The organism is Hyphomonas sp. (assembly GCF_037969335.1).
Classification (GTDB): Bacteria; Pseudomonadota; Alphaproteobacteria; order Caulobacterales; family Hyphomonadaceae; genus Hyphomonas.
Genome location: NZ_JBBKXE010000071.1, coordinates 1 through 24,949, shown reverse-complemented (window position 1 = coordinate 24,949; position 24,949 = coordinate 1). Strand labels below are relative to the sequence as shown.

Annotated in this window: 24 protein-coding genes; 12 read left to right on the top strand and 12 right to left on the bottom strand. The window is 61.5% G+C overall.

Annotated features, from left to right (window positions below):
* Positions 1 to 143: 143 nt before the first annotated feature.
* Complete coding sequence (locus AADA04_RS05785) at positions 144 to 1,055, bottom strand: alpha/beta hydrolase (RefSeq protein WP_340692300.1); 912 nt, start codon at positions 1,053 to 1,055, stop codon at positions 144 to 146.
* A 65-nt stretch (positions 1,056 to 1,120) separates the two neighbouring features.
* Positions 1,121 to 2,302: a VWA domain-containing protein gene (locus AADA04_RS05780; RefSeq protein WP_340692299.1), complete on the bottom strand. Its 1,182-nt coding sequence runs from the start codon at positions 2,300 to 2,302 to the stop codon at positions 1,121 to 1,123.
* Positions 2,303 to 2,342: 40 nt separating this feature from the next.
* Here AADA04_RS05780 and AADA04_RS05775 point away from each other — a divergent pair, with 40 nt between their 5' ends.
* Positions 2,343 to 3,170: a hypothetical protein gene (locus tag AADA04_RS05775; RefSeq protein WP_340692298.1), complete on the top strand. Its 828-nt coding sequence runs from the start codon at positions 2,343 to 2,345 to the stop codon at positions 3,168 to 3,170.
* A 63-nt stretch (positions 3,171 to 3,233) separates the two neighbouring features.
* Entirely contained in the window at positions 3,234 to 3,989 is a 756-nt protein-coding gene (locus tag AADA04_RS05770; protein ID WP_340692297.1) for a DUF2270 domain-containing protein, read from the top strand.
* Positions 3,990 to 4,080: 91 nt separating this feature from the next.
* Here the strand turns inward: AADA04_RS05770 and AADA04_RS05765 are convergent, their stop codons facing one another.
* Positions 4,081 to 4,956 carry a MoxR family ATPase gene (locus AADA04_RS05765; RefSeq protein ID WP_340692296.1) on the bottom strand — a complete coding sequence of 292 codons (876 nt, stop codon included), beginning with the start codon at positions 4,954 to 4,956 and terminating at the stop codon, positions 4,081 to 4,083.
* A 423-nt stretch (positions 4,957 to 5,379) separates the two neighbouring features.
* Between AADA04_RS05765 and flbT the strand changes: the two genes are divergently transcribed.
* From flbT to AADA04_RS05750, 3 genes are read left to right on the top strand one after another with little or no spacing between them, the layout of a single operon-like run.
* A complete protein-coding gene (gene flbT, locus AADA04_RS05760; RefSeq protein WP_340692295.1) occupies positions 5,380 to 5,766 on the top strand; it encodes a flagellar biosynthesis repressor FlbT in 387 nt (128 codons plus the stop codon).
* Positions 5,766 to 6,077 carry a hypothetical protein gene (locus tag AADA04_RS05755; protein WP_340692294.1) on the top strand — a complete coding sequence of 104 codons (312 nt, stop codon included), beginning with the start codon at positions 5,766 to 5,768 and terminating at the stop codon, positions 6,075 to 6,077. The genes flbT and AADA04_RS05755 overlap by 1 nt, the downstream gene beginning before the upstream one ends.
* A gap of 11 nt (positions 6,078 to 6,088) precedes the next feature.
* Positions 6,089 to 6,739 carry a MarC family protein gene (locus AADA04_RS05750; protein WP_340692293.1) on the top strand — a complete coding sequence of 217 codons (651 nt, stop codon included), beginning with the start codon at positions 6,089 to 6,091 and terminating at the stop codon, positions 6,737 to 6,739.
* 18 nt (positions 6,740 to 6,757) lie between these two features.
* On the opposite strand, the gene AADA04_RS05745 is transcribed toward AADA04_RS05750, so the two are convergent.
* Positions 6,758 to 7,966 carry a hypothetical protein gene (locus AADA04_RS05745; RefSeq protein ID WP_340692292.1) on the bottom strand — a complete coding sequence of 403 codons (1,209 nt, stop codon included), beginning with the start codon at positions 7,964 to 7,966 and terminating at the stop codon, positions 6,758 to 6,760.
* A gap of 314 nt (positions 7,967 to 8,280) precedes the next feature.
* On the opposite strand from AADA04_RS05745, the gene dksA reads away from it, so the two are divergent.
* A complete protein-coding gene (gene dksA, locus AADA04_RS05740; protein WP_340692291.1) occupies positions 8,281 to 8,697 on the top strand; it encodes an RNA polymerase-binding protein DksA in 417 nt (138 codons plus the stop codon).
* Between the two features lie 386 nt (positions 8,698 to 9,083).
* Positions 9,084 to 10,124, top strand: coding sequence for a FliM/FliN family flagellar motor switch protein (locus tag AADA04_RS05735; RefSeq protein ID WP_340692290.1), 1,041 nt, complete (start codon positions 9,084 to 9,086; stop codon positions 10,122 to 10,124).
* Position 10,125: 1 nt separating this feature from the next.
* Here AADA04_RS05735 and AADA04_RS05730 read toward each other — a convergent pair whose 3' ends face one another.
* From AADA04_RS05730 to AADA04_RS05720, 3 genes are all read right to left on the bottom strand, one after another.
* Complete coding sequence (locus tag AADA04_RS05730; RefSeq protein ID WP_340692289.1) at positions 10,126 to 11,046, bottom strand: tellurium resistance protein TerC; 921 nt, start codon at positions 11,044 to 11,046, stop codon at positions 10,126 to 10,128.
* Positions 11,047 to 11,117: 71 nt separating this feature from the next.
* Complete coding sequence (locus tag AADA04_RS05725; RefSeq protein ID WP_340692288.1) at positions 11,118 to 11,762, bottom strand: YceI family protein; 645 nt, start codon at positions 11,760 to 11,762, stop codon at positions 11,118 to 11,120.
* A gap of 4 nt (positions 11,763 to 11,766) precedes the next feature.
* A complete protein-coding gene (locus AADA04_RS05720) occupies positions 11,767 to 13,632 on the bottom strand; it encodes a DUF885 domain-containing protein (RefSeq protein WP_340692287.1) in 1,866 nt (621 codons plus the stop codon).
* A gap of 196 nt (positions 13,633 to 13,828) precedes the next feature.
* Here AADA04_RS05720 and AADA04_RS05715 point away from each other — a divergent pair, with 196 nt between their 5' ends.
* On the top strand, positions 13,829 to 16,420 hold the full coding sequence (locus AADA04_RS05715) for a response regulator (RefSeq protein WP_340692286.1): 2,592 nt from the start codon (positions 13,829 to 13,831) through the stop codon (positions 16,418 to 16,420).
* A gap of 6 nt (positions 16,421 to 16,426) precedes the next feature.
* On the opposite strand, the gene AADA04_RS05710 is transcribed toward AADA04_RS05715, so the two are convergent.
* A complete protein-coding gene (locus tag AADA04_RS05710; protein WP_340692285.1) occupies positions 16,427 to 17,170 on the bottom strand; it encodes an alpha/beta hydrolase in 744 nt (247 codons plus the stop codon).
* Between the two features lie 95 nt (positions 17,171 to 17,265).
* A complete protein-coding gene (locus AADA04_RS05705; protein WP_340692284.1) occupies positions 17,266 to 18,069 on the bottom strand; it encodes a hypothetical protein in 804 nt (267 codons plus the stop codon).
* 70 nt (positions 18,070 to 18,139) lie between these two features.
* Here AADA04_RS05705 and AADA04_RS05700 point away from each other — a divergent pair, with 70 nt between their 5' ends.
* Both AADA04_RS05700 and AADA04_RS05695 read left to right on the top strand, forming a co-directional pair.
* On the top strand, positions 18,140 to 19,057 hold the full coding sequence (locus tag AADA04_RS05700) for a fatty acid desaturase family protein (RefSeq protein ID WP_340692283.1): 918 nt from the start codon (positions 18,140 to 18,142) through the stop codon (positions 19,055 to 19,057).
* A gap of 58 nt (positions 19,058 to 19,115) precedes the next feature.
* Complete coding sequence (locus tag AADA04_RS05695) at positions 19,116 to 19,559, top strand: cytochrome c (protein ID WP_340692282.1); 444 nt, start codon at positions 19,116 to 19,118, stop codon at positions 19,557 to 19,559.
* A gap of 18 nt (positions 19,560 to 19,577) precedes the next feature.
* Here the strand turns inward: AADA04_RS05695 and AADA04_RS05690 are convergent, their stop codons facing one another.
* Complete coding sequence (locus AADA04_RS05690; RefSeq protein WP_340692281.1) at positions 19,578 to 21,083, bottom strand: NAD(P)/FAD-dependent oxidoreductase; 1,506 nt, start codon at positions 21,081 to 21,083, stop codon at positions 19,578 to 19,580.
* Positions 21,084 to 21,458: 375 nt separating this feature from the next.
* Between AADA04_RS05690 and AADA04_RS05685 the strand changes: the two genes are divergently transcribed.
* Together AADA04_RS05685 and AADA04_RS05680 are read left to right on the top strand one after the other, a co-directional pair.
* Complete coding sequence (locus AADA04_RS05685) at positions 21,459 to 22,877, top strand: DEAD/DEAH box helicase (RefSeq protein WP_340692280.1); 1,419 nt, start codon at positions 21,459 to 21,461, stop codon at positions 22,875 to 22,877.
* 101 nt (positions 22,878 to 22,978) lie between these two features.
* Entirely contained in the window at positions 22,979 to 23,956 is a 978-nt protein-coding gene (locus AADA04_RS05680) for a nitronate monooxygenase family protein (RefSeq protein WP_340692279.1), read from the top strand.
* 45 nt (positions 23,957 to 24,001) lie between these two features.
* Here AADA04_RS05680 and AADA04_RS05675 read toward each other — a convergent pair whose 3' ends face one another.
* Positions 24,002 to 24,415, bottom strand: a complete 414-nt coding sequence (locus tag AADA04_RS05675; RefSeq protein ID WP_340692278.1) for a Fur family transcriptional regulator — start codon at positions 24,413 to 24,415, stop codon at positions 24,002 to 24,004.
* A gap of 47 nt (positions 24,416 to 24,462) precedes the next feature.
* Positions 24,463 to 24,949 (bottom strand): ribosomal protein S18-alanine N-acetyltransferase (gene rimI / locus AADA04_RS05670; protein WP_340692277.1); only part of this gene is annotated, 487 nt, incomplete at its 5' end.

Below are 24,949 nucleotides of genomic sequence, written 5' to 3'. Positions count from 1 at the left end.
GTCATCGGCATCAAAGGCCTTGAACGCGTCATAAAGTGCGACGGCGGCCTCCCGGTCCACCGCATTGCGCCGGGCCGGGCGGTTTATGGTGACGATGAGAAAATCGGCTTCCTGCCGGGTCTGGACGGTATCGGTTGTGCTCATCAGAACCCGCCATCCGGCGCGTGCTGCCCGAGGAAAGGAGCGATCCGGTCGAGTAGTGTGGGAACAATCTCGTCCGGCAGGTCATGGCCCCATTTTTCGATCACCGCGATGTCGGCGCCCGGAATGCGGCGCGCGATATCCTGTCCGGCGGCAGGCCGGATCAATGTGTCCACGGCGCCATGCAGGACGAGGGTCGGGTGGGTGATCGATGCAAGCCGCTCATGCCAGCGCGGCTGGGCGAGAATGGCGGCGTACTGGCGGGCAACGCCTTCAGGCCGGTCAGACCGCTCCATCGCGGCGATGGCGGCGGCGCGGATTTCATCGTCGGATGTGCGAATGTCCGGATGTGAGCCATAGGCCGCCCGTCCCTTTACGGCGAGATCGGCCACGGCGTCCGGCGTCCGCTTCTCGGGTACGGCGGTCAGGGCCGCGGTGGCCTCCGGTGTTGACGGCGGCAGTGTCGGATCGCCTGATGTTGTCATGACCGGAATAAGGGCGCGGACCCGTTCGGGATGGTTGAGCGCCATCAGCTGAACGATCATGCCGCCCATGGAAACGCCAAGCACGTCGGCGTTCTGTGCACCGAGCGCCTCAACCAGCGCAGCGGCATCGGCGGCCATGTCGTTCAGCAGGTAGGGCACGGCCTCGTGCATCGGCTTGCCAGCCGCAATCCCCTTCACAATGTCACGCGGCGACGGGGCGGTCTGTCCGACCAGTTCCGTGGTGAGGCCGATATCGCGATTGTCGAAGACGACGACGCGGCGGCCGGCATCGGCCAGGCCGCGCCGGAAACTGTCCGGCCATGATGTCATCTGGCTGGAAAATCCGGAGACCAGCAGCATCAGCGGGTCATTGGGCGACCCGGTCTCTTCATATTCGATCTCGATACCGTTTGCTTCAATTCGCGCCATGTCCGGTTTCCCCTGTCTGCTCTTGTTTTGAGCAGAGTAGAGGGCATGCCGCCGGGGTAGTAAAGCTAGCGCCCGAGTTCTTTCATCGCTTCGTCGAGGCCGCCAAGCGTCAGTTCGAACATGCGGTGTTCACCAATCAGCTCACGGATCAGCTTGATCGAGCCGGTATAGTCCCACGCGCCTTCCTTGACCGGGTTCAGCCAGACAAGGTTCGGGAAGCGTTGCACGAAGCGCTGCAGCCAGATGCCGCCGGCTTCTTCGTTCCAGTGCTCGACCGAGCCGCCGGCATAGGTGATCTCGTACGGGCTCATCGTGGCGTCGCCGACGACGATGACCTTGTAGTCGGACGGGAACTTGTTCAGCACGTCCCAGGTCGGGATGCGGTTGTTCATGCGGCGGCGATTGTCCTTCCACAGGCCCTCATAGGGGCAGTTGTGGAAGTAATAGTATTCGAGGTTCTTGATCTCGGACTTGGCCGCCGAGAACAGTTCTTCCATGATCCGCACATAGGGATCCATCGAGCCACCGACATCGAGCAGCAGGAGGACGGAGACGGCATTGCGTTTTTCCGGGCGCATCTCGATGTCGAGATAGCCGCGCCGCGCTGTGTTGCGGATCGTCGAGTCGAGGTCCAGTTCGTCCGGCGCGCCCTTGCGGGCCCATTTGCGCAGCCGCTTCATGGCGACCTTGATGTTGCGGGTGCCAAGCTCGACGCTGTCATCGTAATTCTTGAATTCGCGCTTGTCCCAGACCTTGACCGCGCGGCGGTGGCGGGATTTCTCCTGGCCGATGCGGACGCCTTCGGGATTGTAGCCATTGGCGCCGAAGGGTGACGTGCCGCCGGTGCCGATCCACTTGTTGCCGCCCTCATGGCGCTTCTTCTGCTCTTCGAGGCGCTTTTGCAGCGTCTCCATCAGCTTCTCGAAGCCGCCCATGGCCTCGATCTCGTCCATTTCTTCCTTGCTCAGGAATTTCTCGGACATCTTGCGCAGCCATTCCTCGGGAATGTCGGTCACGTCGACGGCGTCGGCCAGGCTGTCGAGGCCTTTGAAGACATGGCCGAAAACCTTGTCGAACTTGTCGATATTGCGCTCGTCCTTCACCAGCGCCGAGCGGGACAGGTAATAGAAATCGGTCACGTCCATGTCGATGACCTGCTTGTCCATGGCCTCCATGAGCATGAGGTATTCCTTCAGCGTGACCGGCACTTTGGCTTCACGCAGTTCATTGAAGAAGTTGAGGAACATGGGGCATCTTTCCTGTCGCAGGAGGTAAAGATAGTCCGCCTTGGACGCCATGTCCAAGCTGACGCAGCGAAAAGCTGGCCACTCATGTCCAGTTCACCCCGCCTCGCCTACTTATGACGGCATGTTGAAGCCTGTCCTGATCCTGCTCGCCGGCCTGTCGGCCGCCTCGCTCGCGCATGCGGGACCTCTCGCCTGCAATGGGCCCAGCGAGACGACCTGCATGTTCGAAGCGATCTGGGAGGCTGCAGGCGTCCTGCCGCCTGAGAAGCAGGCCCGGGTCCAGGCCGCTTTCCTTGAAACGGTCGGCCGCACAGGCGATGCCGCCTTGCTGCAGGCGTGGCAGTCCCGGCTTGGCGCACCGGCCCACCATCGCACGCCGCAGGTCGATTATGCGGGGCAACAGGCCAAGGCCGTTGTCGCCGAATCAGGCTGGAGCGGTTTTGAGCAGCGCGCCCGTGCTGGCGCAGCCCCGTTCAATATCGGCCGACCCGAGATCATGGCGGCCGGCGTCCGCCTCGCGACGGATGCGGCCATTCAGCGCCGGCTCATCGACGCGATGTTCGATCTGGCCCAGACCAAGGTCACGCGCGGCGGCCTCGGCGATGATTTCGAGAAGGGGGATTTCGGCCATGTGCTGGCCGAACTCTCCATGCAGCGCTGCGATCTTGCCAGCTTTGACCGCGCCGTTGCGCTGACAGCGGCCCCTGACAGCCTGCGCTATGCGCTGTGGCGCGGCCGGATCACCGGCACTGCCGGCCAGCTTGCCGCCCGCATCCGGTCCGAGGCCGCTGCCGATGACACCCGCCATGTGCGCAATGCGCTGGAAGGCTATGGCCCGATTGCTGCGCTCGGCTATTGCCGCCGCTGACAAGTGAGACAGTTTGTCTGGCAGGCTTCCCGACGCCGTTGAACCGGTTCATAAGGATCGACCATGACTGAATTCCACGATGATCTTGCCGATCCTGACGGCGACCCGCCCGAGGCCATTTGCGGCGCCAAGGAAGTGGGCGCGCTTGCCCACCTTTACCGTGCCGAGGTTTACCGCTCGACGGTATGGCGCCAGCGCCTCGACCAGACGACCAATTGGGCGGTGATCTCGACCGGCATTGGCTTGTCGGTCGCTTTCGCCAATGCGCAGGCCTCGCCCTTTCCCATCGTTCTGGTCGGTGCGCTCTGCATCGTGTTCCTGACGCTGGAATCGCGCCGTTACCGCTTCTTCTATGTCTGGCGCTTCCGCGCGCGGGTGCTCGAGATTGCCTTCTATGTGCCGATGCTGCGCGGGGAGGGGGCCCGTATCCCGCTCGACCGCGGCACGGCGCTGTCGGACGATTACGAAAAGCCGCAATACCGGATATCCAATATCAGGGCGATCGGCCGCCGCCTGCGCCGCAATTACGGCTGGCTGTTCGCCATTCTCGGCGCGGCCTATTTCGCCAAGATCGCCATCCACCCGACCGATGTGGAAACCTGGTCGCAATTCGTGCGCCGGGCCCATATCGGCCCGATCCCGGGCCTTGTCGCCATCAGCTTTGGCCTTCTGTTCCACGCGACCTGGATCGGCATTGCGGTCAAGACCTGGCTCGACGAACGCCACGACAAGTCAAAGATGGCCGACTTCCTGAACAGCCGGAAGGACGTCAACGCCCGCGAAGACGCCCAGGCCGAGATGGATATTCTCGGGCATTAGGCGGCGCTGGCCTGATACATCGTGCAAATGAAAGAGGCGGACCGTGTTACGGGCCCGCCTCCAGCAATCTCAACTGCGTCGCAGCTTGACCTCAGCCCGCCGGGCCGCGGCGTCCGCCGCCGGGGCCGTCCTGACGGCGTGACAGGAAGGCGAGGCGTTCGAACAGGGCAACATCCTGCTCGTTCTTCAGCAGCGCGCCGTGCAGCGGCGGCGTCAGGCGCTCGGGATCCTGCTCGCGCAGCGTTTCGAGGTCGATATCCTCGTTCATCAGGAGCTTGAGCCAGTCGAGCAGTTCGCTGGTCGACGGCTTCTTCTTCACGCCCGGCAGTTCGCGCATGGCGTAGAACGTGGTCAGCGCGTCGCCGACCAGCTTCTTCTTGATCTCGGGGAAGTGCACGTCGATGATTTCACGCATCGTCTCTTCGTCCGGGAACTTGATGAAGTGGAAGAAGCAGCGGCGCAGGAATGCATCCGGCAGCTCTTTCTCATTGTTCGACGTGATGATCACGATCGGACGGACCTTGGCCTTCACGACCTCGTTGGTCTCGTAGACAAAGAACTCCATCCGGTCGAGTTCCTGCAGCAAGTCGTTCGGGAACTCGATATCGGCCTTGTCGATTTCGTCGATCAGCAGGACGGGGCGCTTCTTGGCGGTGAAAGCCTCCCACAGCTTGCCCTTCTTGATGTAGTTCTTGACGTCCTTGGCGCGCTCTTCGCCCATCTGGCCGTCGCGCAGGCGTGAGACCGCGTCATATTCGTAGAGGCCCTGGTTGGCCTTGGTGGTCGACTTGATGTGCCACTCGATCAGCTCGCAGCCGAGGGCCTTGGCCACTTCGATGGCCAGTACGGTCTTGCCGGTGCCGGGCTCGCCCTTGATCAGCAAGGGGCGCTCAAGCGCGATGGCAGCATTGACGGCCACTTTCAGGTCATCGGTGGCGACATAGTCCTTGGTGCCTTCAAAACGCATGGGGCAGGGTCCTTTTATAAACGGTTGAGCCCACAATAGGCTGCGCACCGGGCGGAGCAAGCTTTGACGTTAGGGGAAGCCTGTCATTCAGTGAAAAAGTGGTAATTCGGACATTCCCTAGCGGAAACGACTTCGCTCCGTGTTCGGCATGTGCTATACAGAACAGGCCATGCGCGCCGCCACAGAGCACCAGCTTCAGCTTAGCGTCGCGCTCGTCAGGATTTTGCCATTCCCATGCAGGAAAGGCGCTTCAGGACGGGTGCAGGCCGTATGATCCAAAATGCCCGATGATAACGGGCGCATGGCACATTAACTTTCCCCAAGCCCCAGCCTGCCGGGTTCGCGATCCTTAACGCGTGGCAATCATGCGTTAACGCCTTTCTGCAAAATTCATCGAATTAGGCAGAATTGGATTCGCTTGAGATGCCCTTGAAGCTTTCCCTGAAGCCCGGCGAGACCTTTGTCGTTAATGGCGCGGTTGTGCGCAATGGCGACCGTCGCGGTGTGCTCCTCTTGGAAAACCAGGCCCGTGTCCTGCGCGAAAAGGATATCCTGCGCCCGGCCGAGGCGACGACGCCGGTGCGGCGCGTCTACTTCGCCATCATGCAGATGTACCTGCTCGGCGAAATCGACGGCTCGGCCTATACGCAGGCCGCAGAAGCCATTGCCACGCTGCTCTCGACTGTCGCGCATGAAGACGAACGCGCTGGCATCCTTGAAATTTCCGCTGATGTTGCCGCCGCAGACCTGTACCGCGCGCTCAGTCGCTGCCGCAAGATGATGACGGCAGAGACGGCAGGGGGCAGCTGATGGCAGATGGCAGTGTCATGCGCGCGCGCTCGCAACCTGGCGACATCCGCCTGAGCCTTGATGAGGCGATTTCCCGGCTTGAAGCTGGTCAGGGCGATGGTGTCATTGTTGATCTGGGAGGTGGCCGAACAGCGGTCGCAGACGGCCATCGCGGCGATGACGGCCTGCTGCAGCGCTTGCGCGGACACCGGATGATGGTGGCTCTGGCGTCGGGCGCGGCAGACCTGTCCAAGTTTTCCGCCGCAGCTGACGCTGTCAAAGTTGCACCGCTTGTGCAGGAAATCCTCGACGCTGCTGTGCAGAGAGACTAGGGGCCTCGCGCATGAGCGCAGAACTTATCTCCCTTTTTACGGCGACTTTCGTCACCTTTTTCGTCCTGATCGATGCATTGGGCGTGGCCCCCATCTTTGCGACCCTCACGGCGCAGGGCGATGCCGCTTATCGCCGGAAGATGGCGTTCAAGTCCACGTTCGTCGCGACGATCATCATGTTCGCCTTTGCCTTTGGCGGTTCATGGCTGCTTGGCGCGATGCATATCTCGATCGATGCCTTCCGGGCTGCCGGTGGCGTCCTGCTGTTCCTGATCGCGCTCGACATGGTGTTCGAAAAGCGCACCGAACGCCGCGAGCATCGTGCAGAGGAAGTGCTGGGCGGTCATGTTCCCAATACCGAACTGGACGATGTTTCGGTTTTCCCTATCGGCATTCCGATGATCGCCGGTCCGGGATCCATTGCCACCGCGATGTTCTACATGTCGGGCGCAACGGTCTGGACGGAGAAGGCTGTCGTACTTTCGGCGATCGGTCTCAATCTCCTGCTCACGCTGGTGATCTTCCTCGCTGCAGGTCCGCTTGTGCGCCTCATGGGCGCCAGCGTGGCCGGGGCCATGACCCGTATCCTGGGTGTCATCCTCGCGGCGCTGTCGGTTCAGTTGCTGATTGATGGCATCAAGGGTGCGTTCGGCCTCGCCTGAGACCTTATCCGGGGGTGCCTATTGCGGTGTTTCGATACGCGGCCGCCGATGCAGGCTGCGGCGCAGCGTCGACCATGTTACCCAGAACATGATGAGCCCGGCGGCAGTGAGGCCCATGAACTGAAGCACGAGTTCACGCGTCCAGCGTACGCCTGTGTCGGCAATCCGCATCGCGCCGGGGCCCAGCTGCTTGAACAGGGCAACGGACCGATCGCCGCCAGCCTCGGCGATCAGGCGCACGCGGCGCAAGTCCGCGCTGTCCTTGACCTGTTCGATCAGGGTCACGGCCGCCGATGGATCGGTCAGCGTCCCGATCCGGTCAATTTGGGCGAGGTCGGTTTCCAGTCGGGCGAGGCCTTTCGGATTGATCGCGCTCTCATAGGCCGCGCGAACGCGCTGGACCCTGACCTTGGTGATTGCCATGTCGGCGAAAGCCTCTTCCAGAGCCGGTTTCAGGACGGAATCCGGCAAGGCGGCGTTTAGCCGGTCGGTCAGGTAGTCGTTGAATTCAGGTGTGATGCGGCGCGACCGGCGCGCCGATTTCAGGATCGACAGGGCACGGATGTTGGACTCCGCCAGCGCATCCGGCTGGTCCGCCTGTTCCAGGCCGATACCGGTGATCTTGAGCACGAGTTCGTCGATGCGGTCGCCCTTCATCCAGCGTTCGGAATGGTTGGCCAGATCGGCATACGTGCCGAGAAGGGCAAACCGGGCCGCGACGATTGGCGAAACCACCTCGTCGGCCGCCTCTCCGGCCTCGGGGTCTGGCTCGACGGCATCTGCATTGGCCTCGTCCTGATCGACTTGTGTGTTCAAGTTGCGCGCAGACCCCGTCGCCTCGGCAAAACGCTCACTGACAGCGACTGGCAGCTTTCTGAGGGCGGCAAGCGCAATGCGTTCGTCTTCGGTGCCGGTGATTTCCGAATTGGCTGCGGCCATCAGTTCCTTGACGTCTTCGCGGTCCAGCATCTGCGGCGCGGCCATCAGGAAGCCGCGCGCTGCCGTCACGTCGCGCGCGGTCAGTTCGCGCGAGACGATATCGTGCCAGAACTTGTACTTGTCGGCCGCATTGCGCGGCGCCATCGCGGTGAAAGCCTCGTCCATGTTGTGGCGGGTCTGGTCAATCGCCTCAACCGAAGGTGCTTCGGAGAACGTGGCGCCGGAAAAGGCCCCGCCAACCACTTGTGCACCGATCACAGGAATGAGGATCAGCAGTGAATTGAACATCACTGCCTGCATCCAGCCGGAGGAGCGGATTGATCTTTTCCTTCGGCGGGCCATGGGCACTAAAACCGTTGCGAAAGCTGCACTTTGGACGAGGTTTCATAGAGCGCGGCGTCGATCCAAAGATCAAGCCTTAGCCTGCTAAATGCGGCCTGTTTGCCCGCTTTTGGACCTATTCATTATGTCATACTACTATCAAATATACATCAAATGGCCGCAATCGACTGAAATCATTGAACTATTAATCTGCGGCTCAGCGATTGCAGTGAATCGCTAGCCGCTCTATATCGGGGCCATCCTGGTTAAAGGTGTCTGCTATGAGTATTGAACTATCAGACGATTACCGCCCCTCCGATGACGAGGAGTTCATGAACGAGCGTCAGCTGGCTTTTTTCCGGCGGCTGCTTGAGAACTGGAAGGCGGACATTCTCGACGGCGCGAAACAGACGATCCACAATTTGCAGGATGAGTCCGGTTCGTTGCCCGATGTTGTCGACAGGGCGTCGGCCGAAAGCGACAAGGCGCTCGAATTGCGTACGCGTGATCGCCAGCGCAAGCTGATCTCCAAGATCGACAGTGCGTTGCGCCGGATTGGCGATGGGACTTACGGGTTTTGTGAAGCAACCGGTGAGCCGATCGGCCTGCGCCGTCTTGAGGCTCGCCCCACGGCGACCCTCAGCCTCGAGGCGCAAGAGCGTCACGAGCGCAAGGAACGCACCCTGCGCGACGACTGAATCACGGTTTTGAGAAACCTGAAATGAAGAACGGCGGCCTTCCGGTTTTCGGAAGTGCCGCCGCCTTTTTACCATCAACCCAACGCCGCGGCGATTCTGTGTCGTACCTCGTGCGTTAAAGGGATCATCGCATCAAGGTCCGAACGTTCCCTTACCTGATGGTAATCAGGGTCTTAAGACAAGCCTCGCTAGTTTAAGATCACGCGATGATTCGTTAATCCCGGCGCCTCGGACCAACTGTTTTTTCATCCAGCAATGCGGGCAGGGTGCGAAAAGTACTAACCAGTCGTTAACTCTCTTGGCGCACACTGGAGGTTTGCTGGACCGGATCCCTAATTGCGCCCATGAACCGTTCATTGCCATCCACAGCTGACGACGGTTGGGACATGTCTCCAAGACGTGACACTGCGGTCATGCTCGATATGCCGACGCGGTTTGAATCCTTCGAATCCGAGGCGCATAAGCCTGTGCTGCGTGAGAAGCTCAGCTCCGCCGAGATTGAGGCGCTGTTGCGGCCCGACCTGTCGGACATGGAGCCCGAACCAGCGCCCGAACCCGTATCGGTCACGCCCCGCGATATTCCCGACCTGGACAGGACTGCCTCACCGGTGGGCGCTCGCCCGGACCTTCCCGAAGATGCCCTGCGCCTCGCCGCACGCCTGTCGCTTGCCTTCCGCCAGGGCTGCGGCCTGCGTGCTGCAGCGACCGTCACGGCGGCGTCCGGCGGCACCTTCGCATCGGCGCTGGAATCCTATTCAGGCGAAACGGGCCGCGCGATTGCCTGTTTCGCAGCGCCGAACGGCGAAATCATTGCCATGCTCAGCCTCAGCGCCCCGCTGGCTGCGGCCCTGATTGAAAGCGCCTGCGGCGGCAAGCCCGGCCCCTTCGTGCCGCGCGACCTGACGCCGCTCGACACGGCGCTGCTCGAAGGCCTGGTGCGCCCGCTTGGCGCCGGTATTTCATCGTCGCTCAGTTTTGCCCGGATCGAAACCGATGCCGATTTCGCCGCTGCCCTCGCGCGGCCCGGCGCGGCAGACGTGATCGACCTGGACATAAGGTTCGATCATTTGCGGATGCCGGCACGGATGATCCTGGCCAGCGACGACCTGTTCGACTTCGTGCCGCCTGCGGCCGCAGCACGGACGAACCTCGCCTCGACCCCCACCCCGGCCACACCCGCGCCAACCCCGTCGGGCGCCGCTGTCACCGCCGTGCTGACGGCCAGAATCGCCAGTCTCAGCGTGCCGCTGTCACGCCTGACCGACCTGAAGGCGGGCTCGACCCTGCTGCTCGGCGTGCCGGCGGACCAGCCGGTTGAACTGCTGTCCGGTGGGCGCAATGGTCCTGTCGCTGCAGAGGCCCAGATCGGCCGCAAGGGCGCACAGATGGCCCTGCGCATTACGAAACGCGGCCCGGCCCTGCGCTAGTTCACGCGGAGTGAGCCGGACGTTTTTTGGCCGCCAAGTGTTCATCTACCCCTGCACATGACGCTTCCGGCGACCCATCACCCCGAATCTCAGCTTCCTTCTGCGCCCACAGGCGTTTCTGGTAATTCGAGGAGATAATATCCGTCACGACCAGAACGAAGATGACCAGGTAGAAACTGGACTTGCTCATCGCATCGATCGGGAAGCCGAAGATATGCATATGCGCGACGTGCGCGCCCTCGGTGACCAGCAGCACGCCGACAAGGAACAGGATGAACAGGCCGAGCACCTCATACATCCGGTTTTTCTTCAGGAAATTGGCAACGGCATCGGCCATCAGCGCCATACCGATACCTGAAGTGATAATGGCAATCGCCATCAGCCAGACCTGGTAGGTGATCACGATATTTCCTGCCGCATCGACGGACTTGTCATTGGCGATGGCCATGGCGGACAGGATCGAGTCGAACGAAAAGACCAGGTTCATTGCCACGATCAGGATAATGGCCTGCAGGACCGTTTTGGGCCGTCCGCCTTCACTGTGTTCGATGAACTCGACGGTCAGGAGGTGTGTGATTTCCTTGACCGCCGTATAGATGATGAAGGCGCCGCCCGCGAGGGTAATCAGGCTCTGGAACGTGAACTCTCCGACGAAGAAACCCGGCAGGTGCACGCCGAACAAGGGTTCAGCCAGCGCATCGAATAGCGCGACAATGATGAACAGCAACACGACGCGGAACAGGACGGCAAGGCCGATGCCCCAGCGCCGCACCATGGGCGCCTTGTCCTCGCCCACCCGCTTGGACTCAATCGAGATGTAGAGAAGATTGTCGAAGCCGAGGACGGCCTGCAGCATCAGCAGCATCAAGAGCGTGAACAGGCCCGATACTGAAAGAACTTCCTGGATAAAACCTGCCAGCATGGCCAAGCCCCCGCATATTGCTTCATGGTCGTGTCAGGTGGGATAGCGCCTTGGAACCAATAACGTTCCGTTTATCGTGCTGCGGTTTGCCGGATGAATTCGGCCTCGATCTCGATGTCGACCGTGTCGGTCACAAGGCCCGAAAATCGCGACACGCCAAACACCGTCCGGTCGATTGTTGTCACCGCCGAAAAGCCGGCCACGTCGGCGCCGCGCAACCGGTCATAGGCGGCGCCATTGAATGTGACGTCCAGCGTTACGGGCGCTGTCACGCCGCGCAGCGTCAGGTCGCCGGTGACGTTTGCCGTCATGTCACCCGTCATCACGACGGATGTGGACTTGAAGACAGCCTGTGGGAATGTCGCGGCGTCGAACCAGTCAGGCCCCATGAGTTCGGCAGCGAAGGGGGCGTTTGCGACGTCGAGCGAAGTCATGTCGATCACCGCCTCGACACTTGAACTGACCGGATCGGCGGCATCACCCGTGAGGCTGGCATCGAACGTCTCGAACCGACCGATATAGGTCGAGAATCCCAGATGGTTGATACGGAACAGGACCGCCGCGTGTGCCGGGTCGAGCGCATAGTCGCCGGCTTTCACGCGGGTGATTGCTGTGCTCACGTCCGGTTTCAGCAGCGGCGCCATGACGGATGTACAGGCGGCCAGCAGGGCGAGGCTGAGCCCCGCCGCTGCTGGTTTCAACAAGCGCTTGGGCATGCGCCTAGCTCGCCCTGGTTTCGTCGACCCAGGCTTTCACGTTCTGCTCAAGGATGGCCAGCGGCACGGCGCCGTCTCTCAGCACAACATCGTGAAAGTCCCGAATGTCGAACTTGTCGCCCAGTTCTGATTTCGCCATTTCACGCAGTTCGACAATCTTGAGCATGCCGATCTTGTAGGCCGTGGCCTGTCCAGGCATCACGATATAGCGGTCGATGGCCTTCTGGCAGTCACCTTCAGGGTTCGGTGTATTGTCCATCAGGTACTGGACCGCCTGTTCGCGGGTCCAGTGCTTGTCATGGATACCGGTATCGACAACGAGCCGGGCCGCACGCCAGATTTCCATCGCGAGCCGCCCAAAATCATCATACGGATCAGAGTAGTATCCCATTTCCTTCGGAAGCAGTTCCGAATAGAGGCCCCAGCCTTCGGTATAGGCCGTATAGCCGCCAAACTTGCGGAAGCTCGGGATGCCCTCCAGTTCCTGCGCCATGGCGATCTGCATGTGGTGGCCGGGAATGCCTTCATGGAAGGCGAGCGCCTGCATCTGGTAAGTGGGCATGTCCTGCATGCGGTAGAGGTTGGCGTAGTAGGTGCCCGGTCGGCTGCCATCCGGCGCAGGACGCGAGTAGAAGGCCTTGCCGGCGGATTGCTCGCGGAAGGGTTCGACTGCTTTCACGACCAGGTCGGCTTTCGGGAAGGTCTTGAACACCATCGGCAGGTCTTCGCGCATGGCGTCAATCGCCGCCGTCGCTTCGCTGAGGTATGCGGCGCGGCCCGCGTCGGTATTCGGCTTGAAGAATTGCGGGTCGGTCCGGGTGAAGTCGAAGAACTCCTTCAGGCTGCCCTCGAATCCGACCTTGACCATGATGCCCCGCATCTCGTCCTGGATACGGTCCATTTCGGCGAGGCCGAGATCGTGGATCTCGTCAGCGCTCATGTCGGTCGTCGTGATCTGCTTCAGGCGCATGGCGTAATAGGCGTCGGCATCCGGCAGTTTCCACGCGCCGTCATCCGTCGTCGCAACAGCGGCCTGCGCTTCCATTTCTGCAATGGCGGCGTCATAGGCCGGCCCGACGGATGTCTTGAGCGCTTCAGCGGCCCGGGCCCGCAGCGACGCGGCCTCGTCAGGCGTGACCCCGTCAGTGTTCTCCAGTTTGCTCACTTTCCCGCGGAAGTCTTCCATCAGCGGGCTGTCCTCGCTGCCGTCGGCGACGTCGGATGTGAACGGATAGCCGGTGATGACGCCGCGCGAATCCGACAGGACATAATCATAGACGAAGCGTGGTGGCAGGATGCCCTTCGCGGCGGCAGCCTGCGAATTGGCGACATTCTGGCCCAGATAGGCCGGAATGCCTTCCAGCCGCGCGATATAGGCCTCGGCGTCTGACGGGCCGCTCACCTTGTGCTGGTTGACCAGGAAGGCGGGAATGCCCGACTGCACGCCGAACATCTGGTTGAACACGTATTCGTGGTCGCGAAACGGGAAGGCCGCTTCAGCCTGGGACAATTCGTACTCGGCCAGCCGCCAGGACAGTTTCGCCTGCGGATCCAGGGCGTCGAAGTCGAACGTCGATTTCATTTCCGCGATTATGGCGCGCTGCTGTTCAAGGTCTCCCAGCGCGTGCGCGTCGGATTCGTCGTCCCATTTGTCGTAATCGTCCTTGATGCCGAGATAGGTCTGGGTCATCGGGCTGCGGGCGACGGTTTCCTGGAATTTGACTTCGAACCAGTCGTTGAGGCGTGCGCTTTCATCCTGCGTGACTTCGGCAGGCGCCAGCGTTTCGGCGACGGCGGCCTCAGGCGTCGGGGGTGTGGCACAGGCGGCGAGGATCAGGATGGCAGCAAGGGCGGTGGCGGTACGCGTCATGAGAAACTCCGAATCAGATGAGGTTTGTGTAATTTCCACAGTGAGTCTTAACGCTTTTTTCGGTTTCGTTAACCTTTGCTGTGTCAATGTAAGTCGACTAGGATTCCGCTACGGCTGAGTCGGCCCTGTGCCGTTGGAATCAATGTATAGTGATCCGGCACGCTGCGATGCTGTCGGTGCAGGAGACGTAACACGCATGGATTCCCTGGAACTCACACAGGCGGCCAATACTGGCGATGATGGCGAAGTCACCGGCGGCGAAGGCTTTGCCGAGCCCGGTGGGCGTTTCGATATCATGCAGCTCCTGTTCTGGGGCTGCCTGCTGATTTCGATCGCGGCCGCCAGCGTTGCGCTGGCCTGGCCGAAAGCCTCTGGCGCGCCCGGCCCGATCCTGCTGATCTCGATGGCGTCCGGTGGTCTCGTGTTCCTGCTCTGGAGCGTACGCGGGGCAGGGCGGTTCCTGGGCCTGTTCCCCGAACGCGGTTCGGCTGCTCGCGCTGTACAAACCAACATGCCCCGTTTTGGCTGGATCGAGGCGCTCGACGAATCCGTTCTGATCACCGACCAGGGCGGCGCCCCGGTTGCGGCCAACGAATCCTACAATGAACTCAGCCGGATCGCGCTGATGATCGGTCAGGCTGATGGCGGCGCGGTCACGGTCGACCGCCTGTTCGGCGCCAATCCGGGCCTGGCTGCCCCTGTCTACCGTCTGTCCAAGGCCGCCAAGGCGGGCCTGGCGCGCCGCGAAGTCCTGCCGCCGATCACGATCGGCGCGGACCAGGTGCCGGCCCAGTTCGAAATTGGCGTGTCGCCGCTGCCACGCCAGCGCGTGCTCTGGCGCATCCGCCGTATCGCCGGCCAGCAGGAAGCGACCGGCGCATCGGACCTGAAATCCCTCTATGTCGAAGACGCCCCGATGGGTTTCTTCGCTGCGCGCCCCGATGGCACGATCACCTATGCCAATTCCTGGCTGCGCGAGATGCTAGGCCTGCCGGAAACGGCGAAGAACATCCGTATCGACGACATCATGCGCCCCGAATTCGTGAAAATGCTGGCGCGCGACCGTAAGACCGGCGCGCCGGGCCGGGCCGATATCCAACTGCGCGCGCGTGACGGGGTTGAAGTGCCCGTGCAGGCGATCACGACCTGGGCCGGACGCGGCGCCGAAGCGGCTGGCCGAACGATCATCCTCGCCAACCAGCAGGTGATGAACGGCCAGGAAGAGCGTTTGAACTTTGCCTCATCCTCGCGTCCTCCGCGCCTCGAAGGCGACCCGATGTTTGACGATGCGCCTTTCGGCGCGGTCCGGCTGCAAGGTGACGGCGTCGACGGCGCGATCATTCTCGATGCCAACCGTGCGCTGATGGAGATGACCGGCGGCGAAGCCACGCCGGGCGGCCACTTCTCGAACCTGTTCGTCGCCGAAGACGGCCAGGAAGCGCTCAATGCTTCACTGATCGATGCCATCGACAAACCGGTCGGGCTCAAGCTGGCCGGCCGTGAGCCGCGCCACGTCAACGTGTTCGTCACGCTCGACGGCAATGGCCGGCCGTCGGTCGCCTATGTCATCGACATTACCGAACAGCGTGAACTGGAACTGCGCCTTGCCCATGGCGAGAAGATGCAGGCCATCGGCCAGCTGGCTGGCGGCGTTGCGCATGATTTCAACAATGTGCTGCAGGGCATCATCCTCAACAATGAGGACCTGATGACGAGCCACCCTGTGGGCGACCCGTCCTACAACAACCTGAAATCGATCCACGAATTCTCGATCCGTGCGAAAGACCTCGTCCGCATGCTGCTGGCCTATGCCCGCCAGCAGACCTTCAAGCGTGAAATTTTCAACGTCACGGACTTCCTGTCCGAGTTCTCGATCCTGCTGCGCCAGATCCTCGACGAGCGTGTCGAGATCGTGGTCACGCATGGCCGCGACGTGCCGCATATCAAGGCCGATAAGAACCAGCTCGAAACCGCGATCATCAACCTTGCTACCAATGCGCGTGACGCCATGATCAGTCACAACAATGGCGGCAAGCTCACGATACGGACGGCCCGCGCGACCGGCCGGGACGCTCAGGCCAAGGGCTTCGGCTTTGTCGAAGACGGCGATTACATGCTGATCGAAGTTGAAGACACGGGCCACGGCATGCCGCGCGAAGTAATGGACAAGATTTTCCAGCCCTTCTTCACGACCAAGGAAGCCGGTGTCGGCACTGGCCTCGGCCTTGCCACTGTCTATGGTATCATCAAGCAGTCGGGCGGCTATATCTGCCCGATCTCGATTGTCGGCAAAGGCACGACGTTCCAGATCTACCTTCCTGCGCTTCGGGCCGAAGATATCCCGGCCCCGGTGGAGATTACCCAAGCCGAAAAACTGGCCAATCGTCCGGTCGACATTTCCGGTCGCGGTCGCATCCTGCTGATCGAAGACGAGGATGGCGTACGCGCGATCACGGCGACACAATTGCGCAAGCGCGGCTATGACGTCTCCGAAGCCTGCGACGGCGAACAGGCGATGGAAGTGCTCGAAGACGCACCCGGCAGCTTTGACCTCGTCATCTCTGACGTTGTCATGCCCGGCATGGACGGCCCGACCCTGATCCGCGAAGCCAAGGCTTTGCTGGGCCATGCGCGCGTCATCTTCATCTCGGGCTATGCCGAGCGCGACCTGGCCAAGCAGCTTGACGATGACCGTGCAGTCTCGTTCCTGGCCAAGCCGTTCACCTCACGCCAGCTGGCTGAGCGTGTGAAGATGGAACTAGGCAATCCGAAAGCTGAAGCGGCCTGAACGGCCTCACATCATCCGTTTGGTCGCCCAGAACTCCTTGAGGACGAGGGCGAAGCTGCCCGGATGTTCGGCGCAGGCCCAGTGGCCCGCATCATGTTCGACATGCAGGGGAACGTTCCAGCGTTTGGCAAAACGCTGGGCGACGGGCAGGCCGACAAAGGGGTCATCCTCGCCCCAGTAGAGCTGGCCCTTAGCGGGCAGGTCTGCGAGGTCGTCTTCCCAGTCTCCTGAAATGCGCAGGCCCCGGGCCGAGCGATAGAGTTTCAGGATCGACTGGCGCATTGTCTTGTCGACCAGCGGCGCTTCGTGCGCAGCCATGGCAGGCGGCATATCGCTTTCGACCAGCGCGGCCTGCAGTTTCGTCTCATTGCGCATGCCTGTCATCACAAACTCGCCAAGCAGGGGCGTTGCCCACATCCGTGCCATGCGGTGCCCTGAATATTTGCTGTCGATCACGGCATTGGTGACGCACCAGCTTTCCACCAGGTCGGGTCTCAGGGAGCAGGCCCGCAGCGTCAGAAGTGCGCCCCAGTCATGACCGACAATGTTCACCGGGTGGCCGACGGCCTCCATCTGGGCAATCAGCCAGTCGGCATAGGCATCTTTTGTGCGGGTGAATCCGGGGGGCACGGGACTGCCGAAACCCGGCAAGGCCGGCGCCATCCACTGGTCGGGCTTCAGGCCGAGCGCTTTGACCAGCGGTCCCCAGAGAAAGGGCGTATCCGGCACGCCGTGTACAAACAGGATCATTGTCTTGCTCCCCCGAGCCCAGGTGACGATTCCTGAACAGTATTGAGACACAAGCTTGGTCCTGGAGCAAGGAATTCGCACCAAAGGGGAGGGGGTCAGGTAATCTTGTCCCAGCAGGTGCGGCCAAACCGGTCATAATCTTCCATTTCGCACACCATCTGTCGGAACAGGATTGCGTCGCCGATCTGTTCCGGGAGGAGTGGGTCGAGGTTGATCGTGCGAATCACCGACTGGCCAATAAGCAGCGTTTCTTTCGCCGCGGCGTCTGACGACAGTCCGGCAACGGCCTTGCGGCTGTGCTGCATGGCGGCGAGTGCGGACTCGTAGCCCGCTTTCAACTCATCCGTAGACCAGAGGTCGCGCCAGTCCATGCCGGTGGGCAAGGCAGTCTCGTTTATCGTGACAAGCAGTGCATCCGCCTGCAGGCCGATACGCACTAGCGCCGCACGCAAGTCGGCCAGTGACAGGCGCAAATTGTCCGGTCTGACCCATAGCCCGGCTTCGGCTTGCGCAAAGCCATAGAGCCGAAGTGCGCGCATGCGCGCGCGCAGGTCCTTGCGGTCTGTCCGGCCAAGGTGGTTGGTCATGACCCCGACCCAGCCGCCCTGCCAGGGGCTGGTCCTGTCGGGCGTCGTGCGCCAGTCGCTGATCTCGGCAGTCAGCGCGGCCGCCTTCGCGCCGGCAGCGTAGATGCCGCGGTCGACACTTTCCAGCAGGCCGTCCCTGACGAGGCGCGTGACCGCCATGCGGATGGCGGTCGGCTCCATGCCGAACAAGGCGCCGGCACGAGTCAGGTAAGTCAGCGCCTGCGTCCGGCGCCCGTGCACGCTCATCAGCGACAGGACAAGGGTGCGCGCGGACACGTCTTCAGCAGTGACGAGGTCAAAACGTAACGACATTTGACCTATTGTGCATATTGATGTTACAAATACAAATAATCAGAACAAACCGATTGGGAGACGTCCGACCATGACCGAAGCCGTACGCCTGTCCGAGGCTGTGTCGAAGGAAGAATTGCGACAGCTGTCAATGCCGTCTGACGTGAAGGCCATCGCCTCGCTCCTGTTCAACTGGGCGCTGATCGTGGCGGCCTTTGCCGTGCCGATCATCTGGACGAACCCGCTGACTATCCTTGCGGCGATCGTGTTCCTTGGCGGGCGCCAGCTGGGTCTCGGTATTCTCAATCATGACTGCGCCCACCATGCCTTCGTGAAGAGCAAGGCGGGCAATGACTTCATCGGCCACTGGCTGTGTGGCGCGCCGATGAACATCTCGGTCTATGCCTATCGCGCCTATCACCTGAAGCACCACAAATATGCCGGTACGCCGCAGGATCCTGACAAGATTTTCGTGAAGAATTATCCGGTCTCGCGCGACAGCCTGAAGCGCAAGCTGGTGCGCGACGTCACCGGTCGCACGGGTTTGCGTGACACGATGATGAAGCTGAAAGGCTTCAAGCTGAAGAAGCACTATCCGTGGCTGGTCTTTCATGTCGGCCTGCTGGCCGTTCTGACGGCTGTTGGCGCGCCATGGGCCTACCTTATGTGGTGGGCCGCCGAGATTTTCATCTATCCCGTGCTGACCCGTGTGCGCCAGATTGGTGAACATGGCGTCGCCATTGACCGCGACAGCCATGATCCGCGCGACAATACGAGCACGACGCTCGCGTCATGGTGGGAGCGCCTGTTGATTGCGCCGAACCAGGTCAACTATCACCTTGAGCACCACCACTTCGCGGCCGTACCGGGCTACAATCTGCCCAAGCTGCACCGCCTGCTCTCGTCGCGTGGCTATTACCGCGAGCATGACTGTATCTCGCGCGGCTATCTCGACGTGCTCAAACGCGCTGTGCGCCCCGCCAAAAACGAACGCGCCACAGTGGCCTGACACTGTTCCTTGCGTGCGGCGCGGTCTATGCTGGCCACATTGCGCAGGAGAACACGCCATGATCCGACTGAACCACACCGCGGCCTACCGGATAGCGGGCCTTGGCGCTGCCGCCTTGTTGGTGACCGCCTGCGCGAAACCGGCGCCAGTGCCTGAAGAAGCGCTCTCCGTAGAGCCCTCGCTCGGCATCGGCGTGCCGGTCGAACGACCTGACGGTGAGTTCGAGAATACCGCATCCGAGAAACTGGGGCAGGGGCGGGCAATCGCCGAAAATATCTGCTCGACCTGCCACGCCATCGGTCTCGAAGGACCGAGTCCGCACGCGGACGCGATCCCGTTCCGCGACCTGTCGAAACATTACCCGATTGAAGACCTCGCCGAGCCACTGGCCGAAGGCATCATGGTCGGCCACCCCGACATGCCGGTCTTTGCGTTCGAGCCAGACCATATCGACTCGCTGATCGCCTATATCGAGAGCATCCAGACGCCGCACGAATTGTAGCGGCGCCGGAGCCCGGCTTCAGGAATATTTGAATTCCGGCGCGTCGAGATCGATCGCCGGGATCACGTCCTTTTCGGCCCAATAGTCCTGATTGTGCTGCCATTCCGGGTTTGATCCGCGTTTCGGCATCAGGTCGATCGAGCGCATCAGGTAGTTCGGATTGAAATTGCCGGCATCAATCCAGGGCAGGATGTCCATATCCTTGTCCTCGGGTCTGAGAACGGCCTCGACCTGGTGGACGCCTTTTTCATCCATGTGCTTGAGCATGTTGCAGACAAAGTCGCCGAGCAGGTCGACCCGAAGGGTCCAGCTGGCGCGGAAATAGCCGAATACCCAAGCCATGTTTGGTACGCCGGTGAACATCATGCCGCGATAGGTGATCGTCTTGGCGAAATCGACGGGCTTGTTGTCCACGGTGAACGGAATGCCGCCGAGGACGGACAGGTTGAAGCCGGTTGCCGTGACGATGATGTCGGCCTCGAGCTCCTCACCGGATTTCAGCAGGATGCCCTTTTCGGTGAAGCGGTCGATATGGTCGGTGACGACGCTGGCCTTGCCGCTGGCGATGCCCTGGAAGAGGTCACCGTCCGGCACGAAGGCGATACGCTGCTGCCATGGGCGGTATGATGGCGTGAAATGCTTGTCGATATCGAAATCGGGCCCAAGGAATTCACGTACGCCAGCCAGCAGTTCTTCCTTCACTGCGTCGGACTCCTCCACCGCGCGGCGGGTGAATTCATTCTGGTCGAACAGGACCTTGCGCCGGACGATCTCGTGGATCCATGTCTCGTCGATTTCCAGCTTGCGCAATTCGTCGGCGAGTTCGTTCTCGTTGCGTCCGGGAATGAAATAGGTCGGTGAACGCTGCAGCAGCGTGACATGCTTGCAGTCGCCGGCGATGGCCGGGATGACCGTTGCGGCGGTTGCGCCAGACCCGATCACGATGACCCGCTTGCCTTTGTAATCAAGGTCTTCCGGCCAGGTCTGGGGGTGCACGATCTGGCCTTTGAAATCGTCCATACCCTCCCATTCCGGCGTATAGCCCTTGGCATGGTCGTAATAGCCCTGGCACATCCAGAGGAAGTTTGCGGTGATGCGGACGGTTTCGCCCGTGTCGGAGCGTTTCGCTTCAACGGTCCAGCGCTTGTCCGCCGATGACCAGCTCGCCGACAGGATCTTGTGATTGTAGCGGATGTGCCGGGCGATATCGTTGTCGTCGATGACCTCGTTCATATAGGTCAGGATCTTGTCGGCAGCCGCGATGGGCTGGCCGGTCCAGGGCTTGAAGCGATAGCCGAACGTATACAGGTCGCTGTCGGACCGGATGCCCGGATATTTATGGGTCAGCCATGTGCCGCCAAAACTCTCCTGCGACTCGAGGATGACGAAGCTCTTGTCCGGTGTCTGGGTCTTGAGGTGATAGGCCGCGCCGATACCGGAAATGCCGGCTCCTGCGACCAGCACATCGAAATGCTCGATGTCGGCGCCGGTGGATCTGCGTTCAAGCGTCTGGGTGTCTGCCATCGTCGTTATTTCCGTCCCTGTTGTGCCTGCCTTTCGAGAGGCAGTGCTTTCTGCAGCCATAGAAGCGCATCCGACCTCGCCCGTACACTCCGGATGATCCCCTATCGCACAATGTGTCGCAGGGCCGGGGCGTTAACACTCCCACAGCCAAAACCGTTTGTGCGGCGCAGCAAAGCGTGTCATAGGCTGCATCAGCAGGGACAGCGCCCCACAAAGGCGTGCCGCTGCTCTCGCATTGATCGTAAGCCTATCCGGTTTCGCGTCGAGTGCGCACAAGAACCGGGATGCCGATCACCACAGGCTTCCTAAACAAACAGAGCCAAAAGCGCGCGCGGGCACGAGCCTCACGCTGCGCCTGAACATGAAAGAGTCATTTTGACCCAATTTACCGAACTCGGCCTCGCCGAGCCCGTCCTCAAAGCCATTACAGCTGAGGGCTATACCAATCCTACCCCGATTCAGGCGCAAGCCATTCCCGCGCTGCTCAAAGGCCGCGACGTGGTCGGCATCGCCCAGACCGGCACCGGCAAGACGGCGGCCTTTGTGCTTCCGCTGCTCAGCCTGCTGGCCACCAAGCCATCCCGTCCGGCACCGCGCACGGCGCGTGTGCTGATCCTTGCCCCAACACGTGAGCTTGCGGCACAGATCGCCGACAGCGTGCGCACCTATGGCAGCCATATGCGCCCAAGCGTTGCGGTTGTCGTCGGCGGCGTGAAGCCTGGTGCCCAGATCAAGCAGATGTCGCGCGGCGTCGACTTCCTTATCGCCACGCCCGGCCGCCTGCTCGACCATATGGACACGCGGGCCATCAGCCTGGCTGACACAACCGCCGTCGTGCTCGACGAAGCCGACCAGATGATGGACCTCGGCTTCATGCCGGCCATCCGCAAGGTCATGGCCGCCGTGCCGAGCAAGCGCCAGACCCTGCTGTTCTCGGCGACGATGCCGAAACCGATCCGTGCCCTTGCAGACGATTTCCTGCGTGATCCGATCGAGATTGCCGTCACGCCGGAATCGAAACCTGTCGAGCGCATCGAACAGGGCGTCTACATGATCAAGGGCAATGCGAAGCCTGATTTCCTCGCCGAGCTGCTCGCAGCCGACGACATGGACCGCGCTATTGTCTTCACACGCACCAAGCATGGCGCCGACAAGGTCGTCAAACACCTCGGCAATAACGGCCTCTATGCCGAAGCCATCCATGGCAACAAGAGTCAGAACCAGCGCATCCGGGCCCTTGATGCATTCAAGAGTGGCAAGGCTCCGATCCTGGTCGCAACCGACATTGCCGCCCGCGGCATCGACGTCGATGGCGTCAGCCACGTGATCAATTTCGACATGCCGAATATTTCGGAATCCTATGTCCACCGCATCGGGCGTACAGCCCGGGCCGGCAAGACCGGTATTGCTCTCTCGCTCGTCGGCAATGACGAGCGCGCCTACCTGCGTGATATCGAGAAGCTGACCGGAAAGTCCATTCCGCGGATCGACCCGCCAGCTGGCACAGCACTCGACCTGTCGCTGCCGGAAGAAGAGGGCCCGCACAAACAACAGCGCAATGGCGGACGCAGCCGTCCGGGCGGCGGCGGAAGCCGTGGCGGTCATTCACGCAATGGCGGTGGGTCTTCCCGCAGCCAGGGCGGCAAGCCGAACTCGGCGGGCGGCTCGAATGGCGGCAAGAAATTCGGCGGCAAGCCCGGCGGCCAACGGCCCGCACGGTCCGGTGGCGGCAATTCCGGAGGTGGTGCAGCACCCACGCGCAGCCGGGGTTCCTGGTCACCTGCTTCCAGCTAAGTGAGGCCGGGCCGGGCAACCGGTCTTTCCCCATCGTCAACCTTGCGATACGCGCCGTCCTTGTTCAAGGATGGCGCGTATTCGTTTTGAGGAGACGCCCCATGAAAACCCGTATCACCGAGATGTTCGGTATCCAGCATCCCATCATCCAGGGCGGCATGCACTTTGTCGGCTTTGCCGAGATGGCAGCTGCGGTGTCCAATGCCGGCGGCCTCGGCATCATCACCGCACTGACGCAGAAAACACCGGCTGACCTCGCCAACGAGATCGCCCGTTGCCGCGACATGACCGACAAGCCGATCGGCGTGAACCTGACCTTCCTGCCTGTTGTCAACGCGCCCGACTATCCTGGCTATGTGAAAGCCATCATCGAAGGCGGCGTGAAAGCGGTTGAGACCGCTGGCAACAACCCGGTCCAGGTCCTGCCCATACTCAAGGAGCATGGCATCAAGGTCATCCACAAATGTACCGCCGTGCGCCACGCTCTTAAGGCGCAGTCGATCGGCTGTGACGCAGTCAGCGTCGACGGCTTCGAATGTGGTGGTCACCCCGGCGAAGACGATATTCCCAACATGATCCTGCTGCCGCGCGCTGCCGACGAACTGGATATCCCGTTCGTGTCATCCGGCGGTCAGGCGGATGGCCGCAGCCTCGTTGCCTCGCTCGCCATGGGCGCTGACGGCATGAACATGGGCACCCGCTTCATCGCCACGAAAGAAGCGCCTGTGCACCAGAACGTGAAAGACGCGATCGTTGCCGCGTCCGAACTCGACACGCGCCTCGTCATGCGCTCGCTTCGCAATACCGAACGCGTGCTCAACAATGCCGCCGTGGAGCGTCTCATCGAGAAGGAAAAGGCGCTCGGCGACAAGCTGCAATTCAAGGACATCGTCGAGGAAGTCGCAGGCGTCTATCCGCGCATCATGAAAGACGGCGACATGGACGCCGGTGCGTGGAGCTGCGGCATGGTTGCCGGCCTGATCCACGATATCCCGACCTGTAAGGAACTGATCGACCGGATCATGGCCGAGGCCGAGGAAATCATCACCAAACGCCTGACGGGTTTCCTGAACGCCTGAACGAGGTAATGGCGTTGCCTCTCCCTATAGGGGGAGGCAACGTGCCTATTCAGAGTCCTTGATCGGTATGCCGTAGAGTTCGAGCCGGTGATCCACCAGCTTGTAGCCCAGCTTGCGGGCGATCTCGATCTGCAATTCCTCGATCTCTTCGGAATGAAATTCGACGACGCCGCCTGTCTTGATGTCGATCAGGTGGTCGTGATGTTCGTCCGGCACTTCTTCATAGCGCGCCCGGCCATCGCGGAAATCGTGGCGTTCGATGATGCCGGCATCCTCGAACAGCTTCACCGTGCGATAGACAGTTGCCAGCGAAATCGAGGAATCCATGGAATTGGCGCGCCGGTGCAATTCTTCGGCGTCAGGGTGATCGTCCGATGTCGAAAGGATGCGCGCGATCACGCGGCGCGGCTCCGTCATGCGGAGGCCTTTTTCAGCACAGAGTTTTTCAAGTCGATCCATTTAGCAGTTCTGCCTTTAACGCTTGGGGAAGTCTAGACGTTGACGCGTCAAACCGACAGGTCCCGTGACATCAGTATTGCTGCGGCGGGAATGTCCCGCCCGGTTGTGTAATAGCCGGGACGACGGCCATCCTCGGTGAAGCCGAGTCCCTCATAGAGACGCCTTGCGGCCGTATTGTCCTCGGCAACGTCCAGCGTGATCCTGCTGATGCCACGCTCGCCAAGCCGCGACATGAGGCCGCCCAGCAATTGCCTGGCAATGCCTGTCCGCTTGAGGGCGGGATCCGTGGCAATCGTGAGGATGTCGGCCTCGCCGGCGACGGTCTGCACCAGAACAAATCCGGCCAGGCCGCCATGTTGCTCGATCCCGAGGCCCAGCGTCGTGCTTTCCGACAGGAGGTCGCGGAAGGCCGCCGGGCTCCAGGGATCGGGAAAGCCTGTTGCGTGCACCATCGCGACCCGACCGGCATCGTCTGGCCTGAGGACGAGCAGGGGCAGGGTCATGGCTTTGGCCCGGGCAGGGTAGCGTCCGGTT